25 protein-coding genes are annotated in these 22,375 nt (G+C 37.0%); 23 read left to right on the top strand and 2 right to left on the bottom strand.

Annotation, left to right across the window (positions count from 1 at the left end; all coding sequences use genetic code 11):
• Window positions 1-16: 16 nt before the first annotated feature.
• The 8 genes from Q5760_RS23775 to Q5760_RS23740 all read left to right on the top strand — a co-directional run bounded on the left by Q5760_RS23775 (window position 17) and on the right by Q5760_RS23740 (window position 9,130).
• A complete protein-coding gene (locus Q5760_RS23775; protein ID WP_428909997.1) occupies window positions 17-874 on the top strand; it encodes a class II fructose-bisphosphate aldolase in 858 nt (285 codons plus the stop codon).
• 50 nt (window positions 875-924) lie between these two features.
• On the top strand, window positions 925-1,785 hold the full coding sequence (locus tag Q5760_RS23770; protein WP_428909996.1) for an SDR family oxidoreductase: 861 nt from the start codon (window positions 925-927) through the stop codon (window positions 1,783-1,785).
• Window positions 1,786-1,927: 142 nt separating this feature from the next.
• Window positions 1,928-2,872 carry a class II fructose-bisphosphatase gene (glpX, locus tag Q5760_RS23765; protein WP_428909995.1) on the top strand — a complete coding sequence of 315 codons (945 nt, stop codon included), beginning with the start codon at window positions 1,928-1,930 and terminating at the stop codon, window positions 2,870-2,872.
• Between the two features lie 271 nt (window positions 2,873-3,143).
• A complete protein-coding gene (locus tag Q5760_RS23760; RefSeq protein WP_428909994.1) occupies window positions 3,144-3,581 on the top strand; it encodes a MarR family winged helix-turn-helix transcriptional regulator in 438 nt (145 codons plus the stop codon).
• A gap of 83 nt (window positions 3,582-3,664) precedes the next feature.
• On the top strand, window positions 3,665-4,609 hold the full coding sequence (locus Q5760_RS23755) for a ring-cleaving dioxygenase (protein WP_428909993.1): 945 nt from the start codon (window positions 3,665-3,667) through the stop codon (window positions 4,607-4,609).
• A 28-nt stretch (window positions 4,610-4,637) separates the two neighbouring features.
• Window positions 4,638-5,615, top strand: coding sequence for a ring-cleaving dioxygenase (locus tag Q5760_RS23750; RefSeq protein WP_428909992.1), 978 nt, complete (start codon window positions 4,638-4,640; stop codon window positions 5,613-5,615).
• A 49-nt stretch (window positions 5,616-5,664) separates the two neighbouring features.
• Window positions 5,665-6,270, top strand: a complete 606-nt coding sequence (locus Q5760_RS23745; protein WP_428909991.1) for an alpha/beta hydrolase — start codon at window positions 5,665-5,667, stop codon at window positions 6,268-6,270.
• A 301-nt stretch (window positions 6,271-6,571) separates the two neighbouring features.
• Complete coding sequence (locus Q5760_RS23740; protein ID WP_428909990.1) at window positions 6,572-9,130, top strand: EAL domain-containing protein; 2,559 nt, start codon at window positions 6,572-6,574, stop codon at window positions 9,128-9,130.
• 193 nt (window positions 9,131-9,323) lie between these two features.
• On the opposite strand, the gene Q5760_RS23735 is transcribed toward Q5760_RS23740, so the two are convergent.
• Window positions 9,324-9,662, bottom strand: coding sequence for a DUF4363 family protein (locus tag Q5760_RS23735; protein WP_428909989.1), 339 nt, complete (start codon window positions 9,660-9,662; stop codon window positions 9,324-9,326).
• A gap of 89 nt (window positions 9,663-9,751) precedes the next feature.
• On the opposite strand from Q5760_RS23735, the gene Q5760_RS23730 reads away from it, so the two are divergent.
• The 12 genes from Q5760_RS23730 to Q5760_RS23675 all read left to right on the top strand — a co-directional run bounded on the left by Q5760_RS23730 (window position 9,752) and on the right by Q5760_RS23675 (window position 19,611).
• The gene (locus tag Q5760_RS23730; protein ID WP_428909988.1) at window positions 9,752-10,447 is read left to right on the top strand and encodes a DUF421 domain-containing protein; all 696 of its coding nucleotides are present in this window, start codon (window positions 9,752-9,754) and stop codon (window positions 10,445-10,447) included.
• A 232-nt stretch (window positions 10,448-10,679) separates the two neighbouring features.
• The gene (locus Q5760_RS23725) at window positions 10,680-11,294 is read left to right on the top strand and encodes a PH domain-containing protein (protein ID WP_428909987.1); all 615 of its coding nucleotides are present in this window, start codon (window positions 10,680-10,682) and stop codon (window positions 11,292-11,294) included.
• A 242-nt stretch (window positions 11,295-11,536) separates the two neighbouring features.
• The gene (locus Q5760_RS23720; RefSeq protein WP_428909986.1) at window positions 11,537-12,583 is read left to right on the top strand and encodes a flavin-containing monooxygenase; all 1,047 of its coding nucleotides are present in this window, start codon (window positions 11,537-11,539) and stop codon (window positions 12,581-12,583) included.
• Window positions 12,584-12,973: 390 nt separating this feature from the next.
• On the top strand, window positions 12,974-13,396 hold the full coding sequence (locus Q5760_RS23715) for a VOC family protein (protein WP_428909985.1): 423 nt from the start codon (window positions 12,974-12,976) through the stop codon (window positions 13,394-13,396).
• A 573-nt stretch (window positions 13,397-13,969) separates the two neighbouring features.
• Window positions 13,970-14,416: a hypothetical protein gene (locus Q5760_RS23710; RefSeq protein ID WP_428909984.1), complete on the top strand. Its 447-nt coding sequence runs from the start codon at window positions 13,970-13,972 to the stop codon at window positions 14,414-14,416.
• Between the two features lie 132 nt (window positions 14,417-14,548).
• The gene (locus tag Q5760_RS23705) at window positions 14,549-14,881 is read left to right on the top strand and encodes an ArsR/SmtB family transcription factor (RefSeq protein ID WP_428912672.1); all 333 of its coding nucleotides are present in this window, start codon (window positions 14,549-14,551) and stop codon (window positions 14,879-14,881) included.
• 14 nt (window positions 14,882-14,895) lie between these two features.
• Window positions 14,896-16,191 (top strand): arsenic transporter, encoded by a 1,296-nt coding sequence (locus Q5760_RS23700; protein WP_428909983.1) that lies wholly within the window; start codon window positions 14,896-14,898, stop codon window positions 16,189-16,191.
• Between the two features lie 15 nt (window positions 16,192-16,206).
• Complete coding sequence (gene arsC, locus Q5760_RS23695) at window positions 16,207-16,626, top strand: arsenate reductase (thioredoxin) (protein WP_428909982.1); 420 nt, start codon at window positions 16,207-16,209, stop codon at window positions 16,624-16,626.
• Between the two features lie 86 nt (window positions 16,627-16,712).
• Window positions 16,713-17,078 (top strand): arsenite efflux transporter metallochaperone ArsD, encoded by a 366-nt coding sequence (gene arsD / locus Q5760_RS23690; RefSeq protein WP_428909981.1) that lies wholly within the window; start codon window positions 16,713-16,715, stop codon window positions 17,076-17,078.
• A gap of 20 nt (window positions 17,079-17,098) precedes the next feature.
• Entirely contained in the window at window positions 17,099-18,862 is a 1,764-nt protein-coding gene (arsA, locus tag Q5760_RS23685) for an arsenical pump-driving ATPase (protein ID WP_428909980.1), read from the top strand.
• Between the two features lie 18 nt (window positions 18,863-18,880).
• Window positions 18,881-19,309, top strand: a complete 429-nt coding sequence (locus tag Q5760_RS23680) for a protein-tyrosine phosphatase family protein (protein WP_428909979.1) — start codon at window positions 18,881-18,883, stop codon at window positions 19,307-19,309.
• 26 nt (window positions 19,310-19,335) lie between these two features.
• Complete coding sequence (locus Q5760_RS23675) at window positions 19,336-19,611, top strand: iron-sulfur cluster biosynthesis family protein (RefSeq protein ID WP_428909978.1); 276 nt, start codon at window positions 19,336-19,338, stop codon at window positions 19,609-19,611.
• Window positions 19,612-19,828: 217 nt separating this feature from the next.
• Here the strand turns inward: Q5760_RS23675 and Q5760_RS23670 are convergent, their stop codons facing one another.
• Window positions 19,829-20,575, bottom strand: coding sequence for a uracil-DNA glycosylase family protein (locus Q5760_RS23670; RefSeq protein WP_428909977.1), 747 nt, complete (start codon window positions 20,573-20,575; stop codon window positions 19,829-19,831).
• Window positions 20,576-20,825: 250 nt separating this feature from the next.
• Here Q5760_RS23670 and Q5760_RS23665 point away from each other — a divergent pair, with 250 nt between their 5' ends.
• The 3 genes from Q5760_RS23665 (at window position 20,826) to Q5760_RS23655 (ending at window position 22,348) form a co-directional block, all read left to right on the top strand.
• The gene (locus Q5760_RS23665; protein ID WP_428909976.1) at window positions 20,826-20,999 is read left to right on the top strand and encodes a Spo0E family sporulation regulatory protein-aspartic acid phosphatase; all 174 of its coding nucleotides are present in this window, start codon (window positions 20,826-20,828) and stop codon (window positions 20,997-20,999) included.
• Between the two features lie 24 nt (window positions 21,000-21,023).
• Window positions 21,024-21,269 carry a hypothetical protein gene (locus tag Q5760_RS23660; RefSeq protein WP_428909975.1) on the top strand — a complete coding sequence of 82 codons (246 nt, stop codon included), beginning with the start codon at window positions 21,024-21,026 and terminating at the stop codon, window positions 21,267-21,269.
• Window positions 21,270-21,952: 683 nt separating this feature from the next.
• The gene (locus Q5760_RS23655) at window positions 21,953-22,348 is read left to right on the top strand and encodes a DsrE/DsrF/DrsH-like family protein (RefSeq protein WP_428909974.1); all 396 of its coding nucleotides are present in this window, start codon (window positions 21,953-21,955) and stop codon (window positions 22,346-22,348) included.
• The last annotated feature ends 27 nt before the right edge of the window (window positions 22,349-22,375 follow it).

Raw genomic sequence — 22,375 nt, 5'->3', positions numbered from 1 at the left:
AAAAGGGGGAAATAGAATGTCACTAGTATCAATGAAAGATATGCTTAATAAAGCGAAAAATGAAGGGTACGCAGTAGGTCAATTTAACATTAATAATTTGGAATATACACAAGCGATTTTACAAGGTGCAGAGGAAGAAAAATCACCTGTGATTCTTGGAGTTTCCGAAGGTGCAGCAAAGTATATGGGTGGATATATAGCGGTCGTAAAAATGATTGAAGGTCTTCTCGAATCGTACAAAATAACGGTTCCAGTCGCAATTCATTTAGATCATGGATCGACTTTTGAAAATTGTAAAAGTGCGATTGACGCTGGTTTTACTTCCGTGATGATTGATGCTTCTCAACATCCATTTGAAGAAAACGTAGCGATCACTTCAAGAGTAGTCGAATATGCACATTCAAGAGGTGTATCCGTTGAAGCTGAATTAGGTACGGTAGGCGGACAAGAGGATGATGTTGTGGCAGAGGGTGTTATTTATGCAGACGCGAAAGAATGCGAGGAGCTTGTAAAATGGACGGGGATTGACTGTTTAGCGCCTGCTTTAGGATCTGTTCATGGCCCATATAAAGGGGAACCAAACTTAGGTTTTATGGAAATGAAGGAAATTAGTCATCTTACAGGAATACCGCTCGTTCTTCACGGAGGAACTGGAATTCCTACAAAAGATATCCAAAGGGCTATTTCGTTAGGAACCGCAAAAATTAACGTAAACACAGAAAACCAAATGGCTTCAGCTAAAAAAGTACGAGAAGTATTAGCTGCAAATCCAGAAATGTACGATCCACGTAAATATTTAGGACCGGCTCGAGATGCAATTAAAGAAACCGTGATAGGCAAAATACGAGAATTTGGTTCTGCAAATAAAGCATAATGGACCATTCTTTTAGATAAGAAAAGGCGTACAAAAAAGGAGACATGATAATGACAAAATTACCGTTTCATATTGATTTATCAGAAAAAGTTGTAGTTGTAACAGGAGGAACGGGTGTCCTTGCAGGTCATTTCGTAGATGCACTAGCAGCTTGTGGAGCGAAAGTGGCGATTTTGGCCAGAAGGCTTGAAAATGCTGAGGAGAAAGCATTAGAAGTACAAAAAAATGGCGGTATAGCAATTGGTGTAAAAGGGGATGTCGTAAATAAAGAAAGCTTAAAGGCAGCACATGATGTCATTCGTGAAAAGCTAGGTCCTGTTGATATTTTAATCAATGCTGCAGGGGGCAATCATCCTAAAGGTCAAACAACAAAAGAATATCTATTTGAAGAAGATTTAACAGATAAGCAGGATGACATGATTACATTTTTTGATTTGGACCCTGAAGGAGTACAATTTGTCTTTAACCTAAATTTCTTAGGGACATTACTCCCTTCCCAAGAATTTGCTACCGATATGGTCAATCGCCCAGGTGCAACCATTATTAACATCTCATCCATGAATGCTTTTACTCCTTTAACAAAAATACCGGCCTATAGCGGGGCAAAAGCCGCGGTGAGCAATTTCACTCAGTGGCTGGCTGTGCATATGTCAAAAGTAGGGATTCGTGTAAATGCAATTGCACCGGGTTTCTTCATCACAGGTCAAAATGAAAAATTATTAAAAAACGAAGATGGGTCCTATACAGAACGCTCTGAAAAAATTATTCGTGAAACTCCTATGGATCGATTTGGTGAGTCCCAGGAGCTAATCGGTACTTTGTTGTATTTAGTAAGCCCTGAAGCTTCTGGTTTTGTAAATGGAGTAGTCATACCAGTCGATGGAGCATTTAATGCTTATTCTGGGGTCTGATATCAGTTTTTTAATGTATACTAGTATTCAAGTTTCAATGTTTTACCCTGTTAATCTTGACTTCAAGAATTTTTAATAGCTAGTAAAACAATAGAGTAAGTAAATAAAACATCCTCATTTGAGAGTTAGGAAGGTGAAAAAAATGAATAATAATTTATCCATTGAATTTGTGAAAGTAACGGAAGCCGCAGCTTTAGCCGCTGGAAGATGGACCGGAAGAAAAAAGAAAGAAGAAGCGGATGAAGCCGCAACCGAAGCAATGAGGAATACATTTAATGCCATCCAGATGTCAGGAACCGTTGTGATTGGGGAGGGTGAAATGGATGAGGCACCGATGTTATATATTGGAGAACAATTAGGAACAGGTAATGGTCCTAAATTGGATATCGCGGTAGATCCTTTAGAAGGAACAAACATTGTTGCTGCTGGAACAGCAAATGCACTCACGACCATCGCAGTCGCAGAGCAAGGTACTTTATTACATGCACCGGATATGTACATGAAAAAAATAGCTGTTGGTCCTGAAGCTTCTGGAAAAATTGATATAGATGCTCCTGTTATTGAAAATCTAAAGGCTGTAGCAAAAGCAAAAAATAAAAATGTCGAAGACCTTGTTGTAGCCATCTTAGATCGTGAAAGACATGAAACAATTATTCAGGAGATACTAGCTGCAGGAGCTAGAGTTAAACTCGTTCAAGACGGTGATGTATTGGCTGCTATCCATACGGCTTTTGAACATTCTGGTATAGATATGATGCTTGGTTCTGGCGGTGCGCCAGAGGGTGTACTGGCTGCAGCCGCATTGAAAAGCTTAGGCGGAGATTTTCAATGTAAATTACTTCCACAAACAGATGAAGAAAAAAACCGCTTAAAGGAAATGGGACTGAATGATTTTACTAAAACTTTATTTATAGATGATATTGTAAAAAGTGATGATACCTATTTTGTTGCAACAGGTGTAACAGACGGTGAGCTTTTACGAGGTGTTCAGTATAAAGGTAATTTGGGCATCACCCATTCGATTGTTATTCACGGAAAGTCACGGTCTGTTCGTTTTATTGAAGGACAGCATCACTTAGTGAATTAATAAATAACATAAATTGGAAGAGGAATATCTTCATCTCTCTTTCAACATTTATTAAGAGTCTGGTGAGGGTTGATCACCTACCAGACTTTTTGATTTTATTTGACTTTAAAGGAATTGGTCACCCGATTTACTATGTTAAGAAACTTCATTATTAGTGATAGTTCAGCATGAAATAAATAGATGTACAAAAAATATCTCGAATTCAAGATATTTTCCTTGCGTTTTAATCACTTGAGGTGTAAAGTGATAGTAACGAAAGGAAATGAGTCAAATGAAAAAAAATACACTTGGTTCACTTATATGGTTGCGTATTGCTCGATTTACCCATCAAAGTAATGTATTGTCCAATGATTTCTTAAAACAGTTTGGGATTACAACGGCACAGTTTGATGTATTAAACCAGGTTTCGACTTATCAGCCGATCACACAAAGTCAACTGGCCACGAAGGTAACAGTCTCAGAGGGTGGAATTTCACGGATGCTCGCTCGACTTGAACAAGAGGGATATATACAGCGTAAGCAGGATTGGAAAACGAAATGGATTACCCTGACTTTAAAAGGGGAAGCTAAAATGCAGGAAGTGTTTGAACACCAGCTGACTTTTCAAACATCCATTCTTAATGAGTGCTTAACAGAGGAAGAGCAAAAGAGCCTATACAAGTTGATGACAAAACTACAAAAACATACAGAGAGTAAATTAGAACATTAAGGCCCGTTCAATTGTAGAAATATCATGCTTTTATTTTTTTGAACTATCACTTGATTAGTTAACTGAAATTGGAGGGATGATCAATGTATAAAATTCCAGGACATCATCACATTTCAATGATTACAAAAAATGCAAGTCAAAATAATCATTTTTATAAACAAGTGCTTGGTTTACGTCGCGTGAAAATAACAGTGAACCAAGACGACCCATCCATGTATCACTTATTTTACGGAGATAAAACAGGGAGCCCAGGTACTGAACTATCCTTTTTTGAAATGCCACTAGTGGGTCGTACACATCGTGGGACCAATGCCATCACAAAAATTGGTTTACTTGTCCCATCAGAGGCAAGTTTAACCTATTGGAAAGCGCGTTTTGAGGAATATGGTGTTGAGCATAGTGATATCACCACGTATGCTAATCATCCTGCTCTACACTTTGAGGATCCTGAAGGACTTCGTTTGGTACTGATTGTGTCAAACGGAGAGAAAGTGAAACACTGGGAAACATGGGAAAAGTCCGAGGTTCCTGTCGAGCATCAAATCCAGGGAATGGGTTCTGTGGAAATGACGGTACGAAGACTTGATAAACTAGCAAGCACCCTCACAGACATGTTTCGCTATACAGAAATAAGTCGTAGTGAGGACGAAGCGGTTTTTCAATCCATCAAAGGAGAGGTTTTTGGCGAAATCGTTGTGAAATATTTAGACGGTCCAACGGAAAGACCTGGTCGTGGAAGTATTCATCACTTAGCGATTCGTGTCAAAAACGATACAGAGCTCAGCTATTGGCTAGAACAAGTACGAGCACGAGGCTTCCAAACAACTGGTATCGTGGATCGGTTCTACTTTAAGAGCCTATATTTCCGTGAATCAAACGGGATTTTGTTTGAAATCGCAACAGATGGACCAGGATTTATGGTTGATGGTGATGATATTGAAACATTGGGAGAAAAATTAGTATTACCGCCATTTTTAGAAGACCGTAGAGCAGAAATTGAAAAAATTCTAAAACCGATTGAGGAATGAACTAAAACATTTCTAGGAGGAAAATAAAATGAACGAATTAAAAGGAATCCATCACGTAACCGCCATAACAAGTAGTGCAGAAAAGAACTATGAATTTTTTACCTATGTGTTAGGGATGCGTTTAGTGAAAAAAACAGTCAATCAAGATGATATTCAAACCTATCATTTATTCTTTGCGGATGACAAAGGGAGCGCCGGAACAGACATGACCTTCTTTGACTTCCCAGGCGTTCCAAAAGGTGTACATGGAACAAACGAGATTTCAAAGACCTCTTTCCGTGTACCGAGTGATGCCGCATTAGACTATTGGGTAAAACGTTTTGATCGTTTAGAAGTCAAGCACACGGGAATTAAAGAGCAATTTGGCAAGAAAACTCTCTCTTTCGTTGATTTTGATGATCAACACTATCAATTGATTTCAGATGAATTCAATAGAGGCGTAGAATCTGGTACACCTTGGCAAAAGGGACCCATTCCATTGGAATATGCGATTACTGGTTTAGGACCTGTATTTGTTCGTATTGCGCAATTTGATTATTTTAAAGAAGTGCTGGAGAAAGTCCTATTATTTAAAGAAACGGCTAAAGAAGGATCCTTCCATTTGTTTGAAGTAGGGGAAGGCGGCAATGGAGCCTCAGTCATTGTTGAATATAATACGATTCTTCCACAAGCCCGACAAGGTTATGGAACGGTACACCATGCGGCATTCCGTGTAGAAGATCGTTCTGTTTTAGAAGAATGGATCGAGCGTATGGGTAGTTTTGGCTTCCAGACCTCTGGTTATGTCAATCGTCACTTTTTTGAATCCTTGTACGCAAGAGTGGCGCCACAAATTTTATTTGAGTTTGCTACAGATGGTCCTGGTTTTATGGGTGACGAACCATATGAAACACTTGGAGAAAAATTATCTTTACCACCATTCTTAGAGCCTAAACGTGCAGAAATAGAGAAATTAGTACGTCCAATTGATACAGTAAGAAGCACGAAGGAATTCATTAAAGAATAAACGGAATGAATAGATTATATGCAGAAAAGACTTACGGAGGCGATAATGAATGAAACATGTATTCAATAAAGGTCAAGATCCAACTAAACCAACGTTGCTATTGCTTCATGGTACAGGCGGCAATGAATTAGATCTGCTGCCGCTTGCTGGAGTAGTCGATAATGAGGCTAATGTATTAAGTGTTCGTGGAAATGTATTAGAAAATGGGATGCCTCGATTCTTCAGAAGATTAGCGGAAGGTGTTTTTGATGAAGAAGATCTTATATTCCGAACGAAAGAATTAAATCAATTTCTAGATGAGACTGCCGAAAAATATGGCTTTGACCGACATCATATTATCGCAATTGGTTATTCAAATGGAGCCAATATAGCTGCTAGTTTATTATTTCATTATCAAAACGCATTAAAGGGTGCGATCCTTCATCATCCGATGGTGCCAAGACGTGGAGTAGAGTTGCCTGATTTGACGGGAAGATCAGTATTTATAGCAGCTGGAACGAACGATCCGATTTGTTCCTCTTCAGAGTCCATAGAACTACAATCCTTATTGGAAAAGGCTAAAGCAGAAGTAACCCTGCATTGGGAAAATAGAGGTCATCAATTAACAGCTACAGAAGTTGACGCTGCTAGAAAATGGTATGAGTCTAATTTTTGAGATTTCAATCATAAATTGACTGACTAAATTCCATAAAGTCTTGTGTTTTTTATCAAGACAATTATTTTAAAAAAAGCCAATTCATTATCCTTTCATATATTTAAAAACAAGGTTATCGAGCGAATTCGATAGCCTTGTTTTTATGAACGAGGTATTATAAAAGATCTGTGCTGGTTGAAGTTACCTATTAAATATCCCATTAGTAACGTTTTTTTCATGATATCATTAAAACATATTAAAAATGTGAAACTCAAAATCAAATAGCTCAATTATATTGAATGACAAAAGGGAGTTTGAGAGAATGGTTAATTCGACAGATGATTCATCTAGAACGAGTACAATCGTTGATTCAGATCTGTTTTATCGTTCATTATTTGAATATAACCCTGACATGGTCGTTTTTTTGGATATGAATGGAATCATTGCGAATACAAATGAGGGATTTTCTGAAAAACTTGGTTATACACGAAAGGAAATGGAATTAAAACCTTTTGAAGAATTATTGCTACCAAGTGAGATTGCGATTTATAAAGAACTTTTTAAAAAGGCTATGACCGGGGAAAGACAATATAGTTATACAACATTCTTACACAAAAGTGGAAGCAACGTGGATATTAGTCTGGATTTGATCCCTGCAATAACCGAAGACAAAGTGATTGGCATGTTTGGAATCGCAAAAGATATTACAAAAATGACGCAGTCTGTACTGGAGTTGGCTGAGTCTGAATTGAAATTCAGTAGTATTGTAGAAGAAGCGCTGATTGGCGTTTATATGGTAGAAGAAGATGGAAAAGTCTCATACGGAAATCAGAAATTCCATGAGATATTGGGAGAGGATGACTATACAACTAAAATAAATTTCTTCGATTATACTCATCCAGAAGACATGTCTCATTTGGATTCTATTGGTAAAGTGTTAATGGATGGAGAAAAAGGGATCATTCATACTTACAGAATGATCAAGAAAGACGGCACGATCTTAGATATTGAGTCCCATTCAAAGAAGGTTTTCTTGCAAAATAAACCATATATAGTTGGGACCCTTCAAGACATAACAGAACGCAAAAAGGCAGCAGAATTAAATGAATATATGGCCTATCACGACTTTTTAACTGGTCTTCCAAACCAAAGGTTATTTTACAAAAAGTTAGAACAAGAACTAATCATCAGTAAAACATTACAACAACCGTTAACAGTTATGATGTTAGACTTGGACCGTTTTAAGTATGTGAACGATACACTCGGTCATTCTATAGGCAACCAGTTACTTCAACAAGCTTCTAAAAGGTTTGAAAGGTGTATTAGGGACGATGATGTACTTTCACGGGATGGTGGAGATGAATTTGCTATTTTGTTACCAAACACATATACACATCGGGTTGCAGAATATGCAAAAAAACTAATTAAATCATTAAAGGATCCCTTTCATATTGATAAATACGAACTATTCATTACCGCAAGCATTGGGATCAGTATTTTTCCTAATGATGGAGAAGACGCTGAGACCCTCTTAAAGCATGCCGATTCGGCTCTTAATAAAGCAAAAGCGAAGGGGAAGAACACGTATCAAATTTACACTTCTTCTATTGATACCGAAGCCTATAAACGATTTGCGTTAGAGTCCGATCTTCGAAAAGCATTGGAAATGAATCAATTGGAATTATATTATCAACCCCAGATCTGTGCGACTACTTTTCAAATGATCGGTGCTGAGGCGCTTATTCGCTGGAATCATCCAGAATGGGGAATCGTTTCTCCAGGTGAATTTATTCCGATCGCAGAGGAAATAGGAATGACGATCGAAATTGGGAGATGGATTAAAGAATCAGTATGCATTCAAAATAAAGCTTGGCAGGATGCTGGTTTACCAGCCATTCCAGTATCCATCAATCTTTCAGCTCAACGTTTCTTAGAAAAAGACTTAGTTGTCAATCTTAAGAAGATCCTGTCAGAAATAAATCTAGACCCAAAATACCTTCAAGTAGAAATAGTCGAAACCTATCTTCTAGAAAATGAGACAGTGGTTATCTCGATATTGGATGAATTAAAGAAGCTAGGAATTAAGGTTTTTCTTGATGATTTTGGTACAGGCTACTCATCCCTTTCGTACCTTAAACGATTTAAAGGAAAGATCGATACTTTAAAAATTGATCGTTCATTTATTAATGATTTAAGTCGAACGGATGCGGAAAACTCTAATTTTATTACAAAGACGATAATTGATTTGGCCCATCATTTAGAAATGGATGTAGTCGCTGAAGGTGTAGAAACAGTAGAACAACTAGAACTATTAAAAGAGTACAACTGCAACATGATTCAAGGGTATTTATTTTCTAAACCAATCCCAGCGGATGAGTTTGCTATTCACTTAAAGAAGGGGAAAATAGAACTGCCCAATGACAATAATGAAAATATCGTCATAGAGGAGAGGCGAAAGTTCTTTAGGATGAATTTTGACGTTCCTTTATGTGCATCCATGACTCTTACAAGAATCCATGGTAAAGACGTAAACCTTGGAAAAACAGAGGTACTGGTCGAAGATATTGGATTAGGTGGTTTGCGTTTTTTATCGGATATTCGTTTGCCTATTCATCGTGATATCCTATTGGAATTCAAAACAGAAATACTGGGCAAAACGATTACCATGTATGGCTCCATTGTATGGATGAAGGAATTAAAATCCAACATCTATCAGTATGGGGTAGAGTTCGCGATAGACGAACAGGAACGTTCTCATTTATCTAAATTGCTTAATAAGCTAGCGATTCTTATTCGAAAAAATCCACTTGTTCCAGAATGTAGTTTTGTGAATGTGGATCGATACCAGTTCTTTCAGGATAAAGAGCGAAATAACGAATAAAGATTGGCACACAAGGATCTCCTTCATCTTGATCCAATCATAAAATCAATCGCAATCCAGGCTGGATCCAATGGGGGTCCAGTCTTTTCTTTTTGCCCAAGCCTTTACCCATCTTTAACGGTTTATAGTGTGTCTGTTGTTACTGGATAGTTCGGTAGAACAAAAAGTAACCTAACAACATCCCCTTTAAACCTTATATCGAATACATTTCCTCGAAAATTCCATAGATCGTTGCCATCTCCAATTTGGCTTGGAGTAGATTTTTTTCGTCAATGGCTGTACGTAGTCGGTTAATACTTTCATGCAGCTGTTCGTATTCATCTTCAGCGCCAATCATCTGTAATCTCCATTTGTTTGTTTTGTACATGTCGAGGAGCTCATTGGCATGTTTCTTTCCCTCATCCCAATTTCCTGCATGTAAAGGTTCTTCCACTTTGGAGAGAGATTCCCTAAACTCCTTTTCGCCAGTTAGATTCGAACAGCCTGTAAGAGTAGATATCATAATGAGTACCAATAAGAGCTTTTGGATCAATTGCCCATTCCTCCTTATAAATCGAATAGTTATATTTATGTTTCTCCATAATACTAAAGATTACCCAAATAAAAACTGGAGGTTTTGGGATGCCTGAAATTATTGTTATTATCATTCGTGCTGTCTTATCCTTTATTTTGCTGCTCTTTTTGACTCGTATTATGGGAAAAAGGCAGATATCGCATTTAACTTTTTTTGATTACTGTGTCGGGATTACAATCGGTTCAATAGCAGCCGAAATGTCAGTTGACCAAAATGTTAAAATTCTTAATGGATTAGTTTCACTAGCCATTTGGGGTCTTTTTCCCATCATTTTGGCTTGGTTGGGTTTAAAGTCGAGGAAATTTCAACAATTCACTGACGGGAGACCAACGATCATTATTAAAAACGGGGAAGTTTTTGAGGATAGTATGAAAAAAGTTCAGTTAACGATCGATGAACTCATGTTGCTTTTAAGGGAAAAAAGCATCTTTAAAATCGCGGATGTTGAAATGGCGGTACTGGAAACCAATGGAGAATTGAGTGTGATGAAAAAAACTTCTCAACAACCAATCACGCCACAAATGTTACATATGGCATTAAAACAAGAACATGCCCCAACTCTCTTAATCCTAGATGGACAAATTTTACTGAAAAATCTATCAGTATCAGGTTATTCTGAAAAATGGCTCTTAAGTGAAAGTAAAAAACAAGGGGCAAGTAATATTAGCGATGTATTTCTTGCTCAACTTGATTCGAGCGGTAATCTATTTATTGATCTGTATGATGAAAAATCAAAGAAATAGTGAGAGGAAAAGATAAGTCTGCCAGTCCTTTTTGACTAAAATACTAAGCCATCCGAAAATGGATGGATAGGAAGGATAGCCAATCATTTGTACCGCTTTTACCGCTGAAGCAATGCACATTATTGTTTGGAAAGTTTTGTGAAAGTGATAGAAAAAGAGATTATTTTTGATATCATTGAAATAGATATAGAAGGTGTTACATAAACTTTTTTTGAAAAAGGGAGAGATCGTTATGTTGAAGAAATTTGCCTCAGATGCGTTAGGATTATCGGATATTGGAAAGATTATTGAACCACATGATTATGAAAAAACACAATCGGATGACTTCGTAAGACATGAGGATGATGAAAAGATTTATTTTTTAATCATGACAAAGAGCGATGAGTATTGCTTTACCAATTTAGCTCTTATTCACATTGACGGTGAAAATGCAGTTTCTTCTAAACGGGTAATGAAACGTTATCCATACAGCCAGCACAGAATGTCAAATGTTCTTTTAGAAACAGCGGGAAAAATTGACTTAGATGTAGAAATTAAATTCCACTTAGGTGACTTACGGTTTTCGATTGATGTCGATAAAAAAGAGATTGAAAAACTAAAAGACCTATACAAGGCTCTCCTATACATTTCAGAAAAAATGCACGAGAATACTGCTTACCTGCAAATGTCACACGACAGTCTCAACAAAGCGGTAGAGGTATTGCGTGACTCCCGATTAGAAGGATATGACTTATCGAAGGAGTATACAGAACTCACTGAGTATTCATTTGATTGGTTAAAATCGAGCTATGATAAGTATCATGAAAAAGACTTCGGTTATGTTTTTGAGAAATATATTCTTAACTAGAATAATGTTACCTTTAAACAAGGCTATCGAGCAGTCGGTAGCCTTGTTTTTTGTCAAATTTTTGATCAGGAAAAAGGGGTGGAATATTATCAATATGAAAGGACTTTACACATAAAAAGGATTTTCGTGCTTTATCTCGAAAATATGTTGAGATAAGTATTATATAAAAGTGAAAACGCGATTAGTTATTTTTTCATTTTTTCTACCACTGACGGATTAGTTCTAAACAGGACGTGATATAGATGAAATATGATGTAATCATTATTGGCGCAGGTCAAGCAGGTCTTTCCATGGGGTACTATTTAAAAAAGACGAACGTATCTTTTCTAATTCTTGATCAGGCAAATGAAATTGGAGAAACATGGAGAAATAGGTATGATTCATTAACTTTATTTACCCCTCGTACGTATAGTTCTTTACCAGGGTTAAAGATGGAGGGAGATCCAAACGGCTATCCAACAAAGGATGAAGTAGCCCAATACCTAGAACAGTATGGAAATATGTTCTCTCTACCCATTCAACTTAAAACAACAGTCACAAGATTATCCCAAACAGACAATGGCTTTCATGTGATGACTGATAATGGAGAATTCATAGCGAAGAAGGTTGTTGTTGCAACGGGTCCGTTTCAACATCCATCCCTTCCGCCATTTTCAAAGGAACTTTCGAATCAGGTATATCAAGTTCATTCTTCACAATATAAGAATCCAAATCAATTAAATGAAGGCTCTGTATTAGTAGTTGGAGGAGGAAACTCTGGCGCACAAATTGCAGTAGAGGTTTCTAAAAAGAGGGACACTTATTTTTCGGTAAGTCATAAAATGAAATTCTTGCCACAAGACGTTGGTAGCAAGAGCATCTTTTGGTATTTCGATAAGTTAGGTGTGTACAGAGCCAATGTTCATTCAACGGTAGGTCAATTTCTTAAAAAACAGCATGATCCGATCTTTGGATTCCAACTAAAATCACAACTTAAGAGTGGGAGAATCACGTTAAAACCAAGAACGACATCGTTTTTGGACGATAGGTTTATTTTTGATGATGGAAGTGAAGTCAAAGTCAATAATGTAATTTGGGCTACAGGATTCCAGTCAGATTATCGTTGGATTGATATCCCTAGTTTCATGATTGAGAATGGTTTTCCTCATCATGAAAGAGGGATTACAAGGATTGATGGTTTATACTTTTTGGGGCTAGCGTGGCAATCTAGTAGAGAATCCGCACTGATTCAAGGAGTTGGAGCTGATGCGCGGTATTTGCTTCAAGACATGGTGAAAGAGAGAGTCTAAAAAGGATGAGAAAACCGTTTGAATGGATGAATTAGGGTCATACTATTGTGGGAAGTAGATCAGTATTGTTTTTATGTATAGTTAATAGGACACACATTCCGTTATTTACAGCCATAATAGTGACTTCACCTTTTTGCCGGACATATGGTTCGCTATTTATCTGAAAGGTTGTTATTTTTTCGTCATTACTAGCAAATAACGTACTTAATGTCCGAAGACGCTCGATAATAGAACAAATTACGATAATTACGTACTCAATGTCCATAAAAAATTTGGAGCGAATGGAAATCGTATGATCAGAACAACTTACTATTATCGGTGTTTTCAAACTTAATGAAAAAACGCTGTATTCTAGGTACATATCAAAATTTTAAAAAAGAGGTGCGTTTGATGATTTTAGGTGTTCATCCTTATTTAGTAACCAATGGCAACGGAAGAGAGGCTGTAAAATTTTATGAAGATGCATTAGATGCAGAGGTTCTTGGTGTTCAAACGTTTGGAGAATACCCTCATGAACCAGGATCTACTCTTCCAGAAGAAGCAAAAGATCTTATCATACATGCAAATTTAAGAATTGGAAATACCCACCTAATGATATCAGATAACTTTCCAGGTCAACCCTATCAGATAGGAGAAAATGTAACTATTGCGGTTCTTATGAATGATAGTGAAAAAACAAAAGAAGTGTACGGGAAACTAAAGGAAGGTGGCGAAGAAATCATGCCGCTCCAAGAAACTCCTTGGAGTCCATTATATGGACAAGTGAAAGATAAATATGGAGTCTTCTGGCAGGTTTCAACAGTAGTGGAATAACTTGAATATTTAACCTTCAAACAGGGCGATCGAGCGGAATCGGTAGCCTTGTTTTTTTGTCTACAAACTAGACAGAAAGATGGCATATGTGGCTTGTCCTTTTAGGGGGAAAATAAGTTTAGACTAATAGGAGATTAGTCTATTATGGTAACATGATAGATAAGATAATCAATTTTATGGGGGGAATAAATTGAAAGTATTCATTTACATTCTTTATTTTTTGTTTTTGATATCATTAATAACAATAATGTACTCGATTAATGATCATTCGTTTGATTGGAAGAGTGTAATTTATACATTTGTATTTTTATTTACTGCGATTACTTTGCAAAAACAATTGAAGAAGGAAAACAATTAAGACATTTAGCGGGGGCATTACTGGAGAAACGGTAATGCTGTTTTCTTCCTTGATTATTAGTTAAAAAAATCGGAATTGTATGTAGTGAATTTTAAAAAATAAGGTGATGATATGAAGAAGGCAATCGCTATTCTTATTTTTCTTTTCGTTAGTACCTTCCTATTCGGGCTTTCCCTTCGATGACAAGCGCTTGTTCGTGTGCGGAGTTACCAACTGTGGAGGAGGAATTCGAACGTTCGCAGGTCATATTTAGTGGAAAGGTTGTTGAAGTAAAAGAAAAACGAAGTCTCAAAGGATATGTAACGAAGTCAGTCCTCTTTGAAGTAACGAAGACATGGAAAGATGCAAGTCAATCCCAAATCATCATTACAACCGGTCAAGGGGATGGAGATTGCGGCATTGATTTTAAAGAGGGAGAAGACTATTTGGTTTACGCTAATGAATCAACGATGTATGGAGCGGAATCACTTGTGTCAAATATTTGTAGTCGGACCAATGAATTAAGTGCCTCACAGGAAGATTTAGTGATACTCGGTGAGGGAAATGAACCGGTTGAAAAGATTGATTTAACGAGTAAAGATAATCAATTTTATATTTGGGTGATTGTAGTTGCTGTCATAATAGGATTTCTTTTTTGGTACAAAAAGCATGGCACATATTAAAGAAGGTCTGTCGACTGTTAATAAAAAATTTACAAAAAAATGCTTGTGCTCACTATATAAGCGTATTATTATATAAGCGAATGGTTATATAAATACTTAAAGTGTTCAGGGGGTGTATTTGTGCAAGAATTAATGATAGAAGTAGAGAAAGCAGCAGTCATTCTAAAGCTATTAGGAGATAAAACAAGATTAACCATGGTTAAAATGTTAGACACAAATGATTATTGTGTGTGTGAATTTGTTGAGATTTTCAAAATGAGTCAACCTGCAATTAGTCAACATCTTCGCAAGTTAAAAGATGCCGGATTGGTTCAAGAAACAAAAAGAGGACAATGGGTGATCTATTCCTTAAATAGAGAGAATGAATATTATCCTCTCGTTCATAGCTTGCTGGAATATATCCCAAATCAAGACTTTAGACTAAAAGAATTAGAAGAACAGGGATTACGTATCTCTTGTGATTAATGGAGGTTAAAACAGTGACAACGGCAATATTAGCGTCGGTTATCTTTTTAGCAACACTGATCTTAGTGATCTGGCAGCCAAAGGGTTTAAATATTGGCTGGTCCGCCTGCGGTGGAGCGATTCTCGCTCTTTTAGTAGGGGTTGTTGGATTCAGTGATGTGATCGAAGTGATCGATATTACATGGAATGCAACCTTATCGTTTGTTGCGATCATCCTCATTTCCTTGATTTTGGATGAGATTGGATTATTTGAATGGGCTGCTCTGCATATGGCTCGAGCTGCTAAGGGAAATGGGATTAGAATGTTTGTTTATGTGAGTATTTTAGGGGCCATCGTTGCGGCGTTATTTGCCAATGACGGAGCAGCACTTATTTTAACACCTATCGTACTCGCCATGGTTCGCAACTTGAATTTTAAGGAAAAAATGATCTTTCCTTTTATTATGGCAAGTGGATTTATTGCAGATACGACGTCCTTACCATTCGTTGTAAGTAACTTGGTTAACATTGTTTCTGCTGATTTCTTCGGAATTGGATTTGTAGAATATGCATCTAGAATGATTATTCCTAACCTATTTTCATTAATAGCAACCATTACGGTCTTATTAATCTATTTTAATAAAAATATCCCGAGGTCGTACGATTTATCCAAATTGAAGAAACCATCAGAAGCCATCCGGGATTTAAAAATGTTCCGACTTTCATGGGTTGTGCTTGGAATCCTGTTAATTGGTTATTTTACTAGTGAGTTCATGAATCTTCCGGTTTCAATTGTTGCCGGAACAGTAGCGATTTTCTTTTTAATCATGGCACAAAGAAGTCATGCCGTTAATACAAAAGCAGTGATTAAAGGGGCACCATGGAATATCGTATTTTTCTCAATTGGAATGTACGTAATTGTATATGGATTAGGTAATGCGTGGCTGACAGGATCGTTAGCGAGTGTTATCCAAGCGGCTGCCGAACAAGGTTTATTCATTGCTACGATATCAATGGGCTTTATTGCGGCTTTCTTGTCATCTTTGATGAATAATATGCCTACGGTCATGATTGATGCATTAGCCATTGCAGAAACAAGTACTACCGGTACGATTCGAGAGGCTCTTATTTATGCCAACGTGATTGGATCCGACTTAGGTCCAAAAATCACACCAATCGGTTCATTAGCAACGTTAGTATGGCTCCATGTTTTATCTCAAAAAGGGGTTAAAATATCATGGGGAACGTATTTTAAAACAGGGATTGTCTTAACGATTCCGATTCTATTTATCACGTTAATAGGTCTATTCATAACTTTATTACTTTATTAAAAGGAGCAATTACTCATGTCTAAAAATACAATCTATTTCTTATGTACAGGAAACTCTTGCAGAAGCCAAATGGCTGAAGGGTGGGCAAAGCAATATTTAGGAGATGAATGGGAAGTCAAAAGTGCCGGTATCGAAGCACATGGTTTAAATCCAAATGCGGTAAAGGCCATGAAGGAAGCAGGAGTAGATATTTCCAATCAAACATCCGATATCATTGATCCTGAAATTTTGAACAATGCCACTTTAGTTGTTACCTTGTGTGGGGATGCTGCTGATAAATGTCCAATGACACCCCCTCATGTGAAACGTGAACACTGGGGATTTGATGATCCAGCAAAGGCCCAAGGAACTGACGAAGAAAAGTGGGCATTCTTCCAACGTGTTCGTGATGAGATTGGTGAAAGAATCCAACGTTTTGCTGAAACAGGAAAGTAATATAATAACCAGGGGAATACTCCTGGTTTTATCTAAACTAGTAAATAAGTATATGCTTATTTAATAATATATAGGAGGTTTTCATGATGAATAAAGTAGAAATTTTTGACCCTGCGATGTGTTGTTCCTCTGGTGTATGTGGTCCTAGTGTTGATCCGGAATTAGTTAGAGTCGCATCTGCTGTCTATTCTTTAGAGCAAAAGGGATTCCAGATTAAACGATATCAACTAACAAATGACCCTGATAAATTTGCTGAAAACGATGAAATTACTCGTGTTTTTCAGGAAAAGGGACCCGAAGCATTACCTGTGATTTTACTAAATGACAAAACCGTAAAAGTAGGGAGCTATCCGACGAATGAGGAATTCGCTGAATGGTTTGGCGTAAAAGAAGAGGAATTAAATGAAAAGCCAAAAGCACGGGTATCATTCAATTTAGGTGATCTTAAATAGTTTGGAAAGAAGGAAAAAACATGTATCCAACATTCAATCCAAATCATATTCATACTTCATTTTTATTTTTAACAGGAAAAGGTGGAGTGGGGAAAACATCAACGGCTTGTGCAACCGCAGTGGCATTAGCAGATCGTGGCAAAAAGGTTTTGCTGATTAGTACGGATCCAGCATCCAACCTACAGGATGTATTTGGAATGGAATTAACTAGTGAACCGAAAGCTGTTCCGACTGTCGAGCATTTATTTGTAAGTAATATTGATCCTGAAGCTTCTGCAAAGGCTTATCGTGAAAGGGTGGTAGGTCCCTATCGTGAAAAATTCCCAGAAGCCGTTTTAGCGACAATGGAAGAACAATTATCGGGTGCTTGTACGGTAGAAATAGCAGCATTCGATGAATTTACAGGGTTTCTCACGAATCGTGAAATCGTTAATCAATACGACCATATCATCTTTGATACAGCCCCAACTGGGCATACGCTAAGACTTTTACAACTTCCAACTGCTTGGAATGGATTTTTAGAAGAAAGTACGCATGGTGCATCTTGTTTAGGACCTTTATCCGGACTAGGGGATAAAAAAGAGCTTTATTCAAATGCCGTATCAGCCCTATCGGATCGGGAAAAAACGACACTGATCTTGGTTACAAGACCAGATGTTTCCTCTCTTTTGGAAGCAGATCGTGCTTCAAGGGAGTTAAAGGAAATTGGAATGGAAAATCAAAATCTCATTATTAACGGTCTTCTTCAAGATTACAATGAAGAGGATGACATTTCCTCTGCTTTTTATCGTCGGCAAATGGATGCATTAAAGAGAATGCCTAATTCTTTAAAAGAAACGGATACGTACTCATTACCGTATGTTTCTTATTCTTTAACGGGTGTGGAAAATCTTCGAAATTTATTTAAACCATATGAGGCTTCAGTGGTTTTTGATGGGGAAAATCCATCTGTAGATCTTCCAGGGTTAAAAGCAATGATTGATGATTTTTCAGCGAATGGTACAAAATTGATTTTTACCATGGGTAAAGGCGGCGTGGGAAAAACAACCGTTGCGTCAGCCATCGCTGTAGGGCTTGTTGAAAAAGGACATCGTGTCCATTTAACTACTACAGATCCTGCGGCACATTTAGATTATCAATTCCAAAGCGATCATCATAATCAGAATTTAACGATTAGCAGCATTAATCCTAAAGTAGAAGTTGAAAAATATAAAGCTGATGTGATCGCGAAATCGAGCAAAGACTTAGATGAGGCGGGTTTAGCCTACTTAAAAGAGGATTTGGAATCACCATGTACAGAGGAAATTGCCGTTTTTCAAGCTTTTGCTGAAGTAGTAGCGAAATCAGAAAATGAAATTGTCGTGATTGATACTGCACCGACAGGACATACTCTCCTATTATTAGATGCATCAGAGTCTTATAGTAAAGAAATTGAAAGGTCATCAGGAGAAGTACCGGAGAGTGCAAAAAAACTGTTGCCGCAACTTCGAAATCCAAAGGAAACCTCTGTCGTCATCGTTACACTTGCAGAAGCGACACCTGTTTTGGAAGCATCACGATTACAGGATGATTTAAGACGGGCAGGGATCCATCCAACATGGTGGGTGATTAATCAAAGTTTATCCGCTACAAATACGAACGATCCGATCTTAAAAGGAAAAGCGATGGCGGAAAAGAAATGGATTCAAGAAGTGAATGAAAACAAGGCTGAGCAATGTGCGATCATTCCTTGGTTACCAGAAGAAAAGGTAGGATATGACAAGCTGAAAGACTATATTCGTTAATGTGTAGGAGGATAAAACATGACAACAAAGAATTATCAGGAATTAGTCAATGATCGTATTTACATCGGTGGTGCAGATGATGTAGAGGATATGATGAAAAATGAAAAAGTAGATGTTATTTTTGATTTAAGAGCGGAGTCACCAACAGAAGAATCGAAATATAACCGTGTTCATAGTCCTATCGTGGATGATGCAGAACATCAAGATGAATCGATTAAGAGCTCTATTCACCATGTTGTAAATGCGTACAACGAAGGGAAAAACATTTACTTTCACTGTCAAGGGGGAAGCAATCGCACAGGAACGGTTGCGATTGGAAGCCTTTTGGCTTTAGGGAAAGCAAGTACAATGGAAGAAGCAGAAGAAATAGCTAAGACAGTACGACCAAAAATTAATGTGAAACCAGAAATGAAAGAAGCATTAAAAAGAATCTATCCTAACGCATAGGAAACAAAAATAAGGGAGAGAATCCAATGAAAATTACAGACAGCGCGAAACAACTATTAGAAAACTTTTTACAAGAAAAAGGGGCAGAGGGAATTCGCCTAACTGCAACAGAAGGATGTTGCGGACCGCAATTTGCCATCACTTTAGATGCACCCCAGGAAAATGATCAAGTTGAAACGATTAATGGAATTAAAGTAGCAATCGATTCACAAGTGACAGGAACTGAGGAATTAACATTAGACAAAGAAGAAAGTCAAAATGGCGAAGGATTAGTATTAATTGGTGCTAGTAGCTGTTGCTAATGAAACCTGTCACCCTTAATAGTAAGATTAATTATTTAGCAGTTAAAAATAAAGTTCTGAAAAGGATTATAAAAAGATTTCGGTTATTACGTCGAGAGTTATATTTAAATTTCCAGCACGGCTATCAAGATGATTTGATAGCCGTGTTTTTCTATGTTCAAACTTAAGGGGAACAAGAATATTTCCTGTTTGAAGTGACTGTCTTGTAAGTCTAAATTTATTTTCCTTGCCCCCATCTCATCACTTTTTCACGAAGCTGTGATTGTTGTTGCTGGAATTGATGGATCCGATGTCCATTTGCGCCGGATGGATGTGGAAATCCGAATAAATAGGTATGATCCAATTGTTTCTGTTCTTCCAGAAGCCTTAGTATGACCTGTTCAACGGTTTTTCCGAGAGGGATTACGAGCGCAGGAGTAGCCATTTGTGCTAACTCATTTGGAAACTCACGATAAGCGTAATGTTGTAATAAAGAGGAGCGGTTTATCGTCGGTTGATGCCCGGTGTAGTTTTTTCCTTTAATAAATACTGGATGCTTGATGATCGATGTTGTATGTAGCAAAGATCTACTTTTCCCGAACAAATCAGATGATTTCGAGATTCCGAGTATACGGGGGAGGTCACATTGATCAAGCATGTGGACGAGATTTGTTCTCATCGATCCAGCAAATCCGGCAGCCTGTTTTGTTTCTTTCAAGCATGTTTCCAAATCCTCGCCAGATACCATGCTTTTTAGGAATTGCTCATAAGCCGTTTTCATTTGCTTCCATCCAGGGGTAATTCCAACGATCATGACTTTCGCTTCAAGGTTAATGTACTCGTTATGTGGAGCATAGTATATTTCCATACTTTCTTCTTTATCCACTAAAAATTCCTCTCTTAATAAATCCTGTTTGGTTAGCGGTCTGTTGGTAGGCAATGTTTGAATTGCCGGAAAAAATGACATTAATGCTGTATGCAACATATTACTCCTTCCAATGCAAAGACAAATACCCCTTTTATGAATTAAATATAAATCGGTTTTTTAGATATGCAAATCAAGTCAGATGTTCCCGTCAAAGAGGGATACAGTTTCAGAAATCCTTTTCAAAGGATCACTTTAACATGAACAAAAATGATAAAACTTGATCTTTATCAATTAAAAATGAGAATCATTCTCATATAATGAGAGTAAGACATATCAATCAAAGATAATTTTTCGAGGTGACTTTGGGATGGGAAAAGAGTGGAAACGGTTAAACATCCAAATTCAACATTTGAAAAATGAATTAAAGCTGACGGTTTCAGCAACAGGATTAGACAGTCAGGAAACGCTGAAGTGTAGTCAAAAGTTAGATAAACTCATCATAAATTATCAAATGCATGAAAGACCTTATGTATCGAAATAAATGTAAGAAAAGGGTGAGGTAGCGATGTATCAAATTACGTTATATGTACTTGGAATATCATGTCTTGAAAACTATCAGGTAGTTGAAAAAGAAATAAAGGGATTGTGTGGAATCATTTCTTGCAAAGGATCCTTGCCTAAAGGAAAAATAGTGATCGAATTCAAACCTGGTGATGTGAATGCAAAAGAAATTATTAATAGACTTGAACGTCAAGGATTATCCGTTTGGAAAAAGGTTCAAAGAGAATTTTGCTATCAAGTGTTTAATTAGTAAAGTGAGTTTTTAAAGGAGACAAGCTTTTATTTGTGGATGAAGCCTTTTGATTATCGTTGCCATTAAGTAATTCTTATTAAAATAAAGGTAAACAAAAAACCAACCCATTTTTCTTTTGAAAATTTGGTTGGTTTCTATTTTATGAAATGGAATAGTTTATATATAGGTACGATGTTCATTCCCCCTTATGATGTAGTAGTTGCAATCAATGTGATTGGTAACTTATTTGTGTCGATTATTAAGTGAATTATAATACACTTCGTTAATGTATCTTGTATTTTCCATGATTAGACTGAAAAATTTTATAATTGGTTTCATAGTTATGACTCCTTTCACCTAATATACTCATTATATTATGCTTTGGTTCCCATATTTTAGCAAAGACTGTGAAAACGGTAACAATTAACAAGAAAACGATTACATTCCATTTTATCTTCGGAAATCTTTGTTTTTTATAAATTGTATGATTTTCCATAAATAAAACAGTAGGGAAGGTAGTAAGGCAGCATGTGGGATATTAAAAGCATTAGGTCACAAAGTAGAGAATATGGTAGGTCGCATGAATGCTTGGAATGGAAAAGTTGAATAATAAATAGTTGACTATATACCCTTTGGGGTATAAAATAAGTTTGTAAGTAAAATAAATCGATTTCAATTTGACGAAGGAGGAGGATTTTTAAATGAGTGGAAGAGTAGCAATTATTGCAAGTAATGGCGGATTATTTGATGCATATAAAGTATTTAATATCGCAACAGCAGCAGCTTCAATGGATCAGGAGGTGGCTATTTTCTTTACATTTGAAGGTCTGAACTTAATTCATAAAGAAGCCAATAAACAATTGCCTATGCCGGTAGGGAAAGAGCATTTTGCAGAAGGGTTTGCAAAAGCAAATGTACCCCCTATTCCAGAAATGGTTGCGATGGCAATCGAACTAGGCGTGAAATTAATTGGCTGCCAAATGACAATGGATGTAATGGGGCTTGAAAAAGAAGTATTTGTTGATGGTATTGAAGTTGGTGGAGCGGTAACATTCTTAGAATTTGCTAAAGATGCTGATGTAACTTTAACGTTTTAATTATATATTGAGCTTACAAAATAGGCT

This window comes from Niallia sp. Kr1, from assembly GCF_050389805.1.
In the GTDB taxonomy this organism is placed as follows: domain Bacteria; phylum Bacillota; class Bacilli; order Bacillales; family Cytobacillaceae; genus Bacillus_BD.
This window is presented reverse-complemented; position numbering and strand designations above follow the sequence as displayed.

What these genes read in the sequence shown, in the direction of transcription:
- Q5760_RS23775 (WP_428909997.1), top strand. Translation starts at nt 17, where the DNA reads ATGTCACTAGTATCAATGAAAGATATGCTTAATAAAGCGAAAAATGAA.
- Q5760_RS23770 (WP_428909996.1), top strand. Translation starts at nt 925, where the DNA reads ATGACAAAATTACCGTTTCATATTGATTTATCAGAAAAAGTTGTAGTT.
- glpX (WP_428909995.1), top strand. Translation starts at nt 1,928, where the DNA reads ATGAATAATAATTTATCCATTGAATTTGTGAAAGTAACGGAAGCCGCA.
- Q5760_RS23760 (WP_428909994.1), top strand. Translation starts at nt 3,144, where the DNA reads ATGAAAAAAAATACACTTGGTTCACTTATATGGTTGCGTATTGCTCGA.
- Q5760_RS23755 (WP_428909993.1), top strand. Translation starts at nt 3,665, where the DNA reads ATGTATAAAATTCCAGGACATCATCACATTTCAATGATTACAAAAAAT.
- Q5760_RS23750 (WP_428909992.1), top strand. Translation starts at nt 4,638, where the DNA reads ATGAACGAATTAAAAGGAATCCATCACGTAACCGCCATAACAAGTAGT.
- Q5760_RS23745 (WP_428909991.1), top strand. Translation starts at nt 5,665, where the DNA reads ATGAAACATGTATTCAATAAAGGTCAAGATCCAACTAAACCAACGTTG.
- Q5760_RS23740 (WP_428909990.1), top strand. Translation starts at nt 6,572, where the DNA reads ATGGTTAATTCGACAGATGATTCATCTAGAACGAGTACAATCGTTGAT.
- Q5760_RS23730 (WP_428909988.1), top strand. Translation starts at nt 9,752, where the DNA reads ATGCCTGAAATTATTGTTATTATCATTCGTGCTGTCTTATCCTTTATT.
- Q5760_RS23725 (WP_428909987.1), top strand. Translation starts at nt 10,680, where the DNA reads ATGTTGAAGAAATTTGCCTCAGATGCGTTAGGATTATCGGATATTGGA.
- Q5760_RS23720 (WP_428909986.1), top strand. Translation starts at nt 11,537, where the DNA reads ATGAAATATGATGTAATCATTATTGGCGCAGGTCAAGCAGGTCTTTCC.
- Q5760_RS23715 (WP_428909985.1), top strand. Translation starts at nt 12,974, where the DNA reads ATGATTTTAGGTGTTCATCCTTATTTAGTAACCAATGGCAACGGAAGA.
- Q5760_RS23705 (WP_428912672.1), top strand. Translation starts at nt 14,549, where the DNA reads ATGATAGAAGTAGAGAAAGCAGCAGTCATTCTAAAGCTATTAGGAGAT.
- arsC (WP_428909982.1), top strand. Translation starts at nt 16,207, where the DNA reads ATGTCTAAAAATACAATCTATTTCTTATGTACAGGAAACTCTTGCAGA.
- arsD (WP_428909981.1), top strand. Translation starts at nt 16,713, where the DNA reads ATGAATAAAGTAGAAATTTTTGACCCTGCGATGTGTTGTTCCTCTGGT.
- arsA (WP_428909980.1), top strand. Translation starts at nt 17,099, where the DNA reads ATGTATCCAACATTCAATCCAAATCATATTCATACTTCATTTTTATTT.
- Q5760_RS23680 (WP_428909979.1), top strand. Translation starts at nt 18,881, where the DNA reads ATGACAACAAAGAATTATCAGGAATTAGTCAATGATCGTATTTACATC.
- Q5760_RS23675 (WP_428909978.1), top strand. Translation starts at nt 19,336, where the DNA reads ATGAAAATTACAGACAGCGCGAAACAACTATTAGAAAACTTTTTACAA.
- Q5760_RS23670 (WP_428909977.1), bottom strand. Translation starts at nt 20,575, where the DNA reads ATGTTGCATACAGCATTAATGTCATTTTTTCCGGCAATTCAAACATTG.
- Q5760_RS23665 (WP_428909976.1), top strand. Translation starts at nt 20,826, where the DNA reads ATGGGAAAAGAGTGGAAACGGTTAAACATCCAAATTCAACATTTGAAA.
- Q5760_RS23660 (WP_428909975.1), top strand. Translation starts at nt 21,024, where the DNA reads ATGTATCAAATTACGTTATATGTACTTGGAATATCATGTCTTGAAAAC.
- Q5760_RS23655 (WP_428909974.1), top strand. Translation starts at nt 21,953, where the DNA reads ATGAGTGGAAGAGTAGCAATTATTGCAAGTAATGGCGGATTATTTGAT.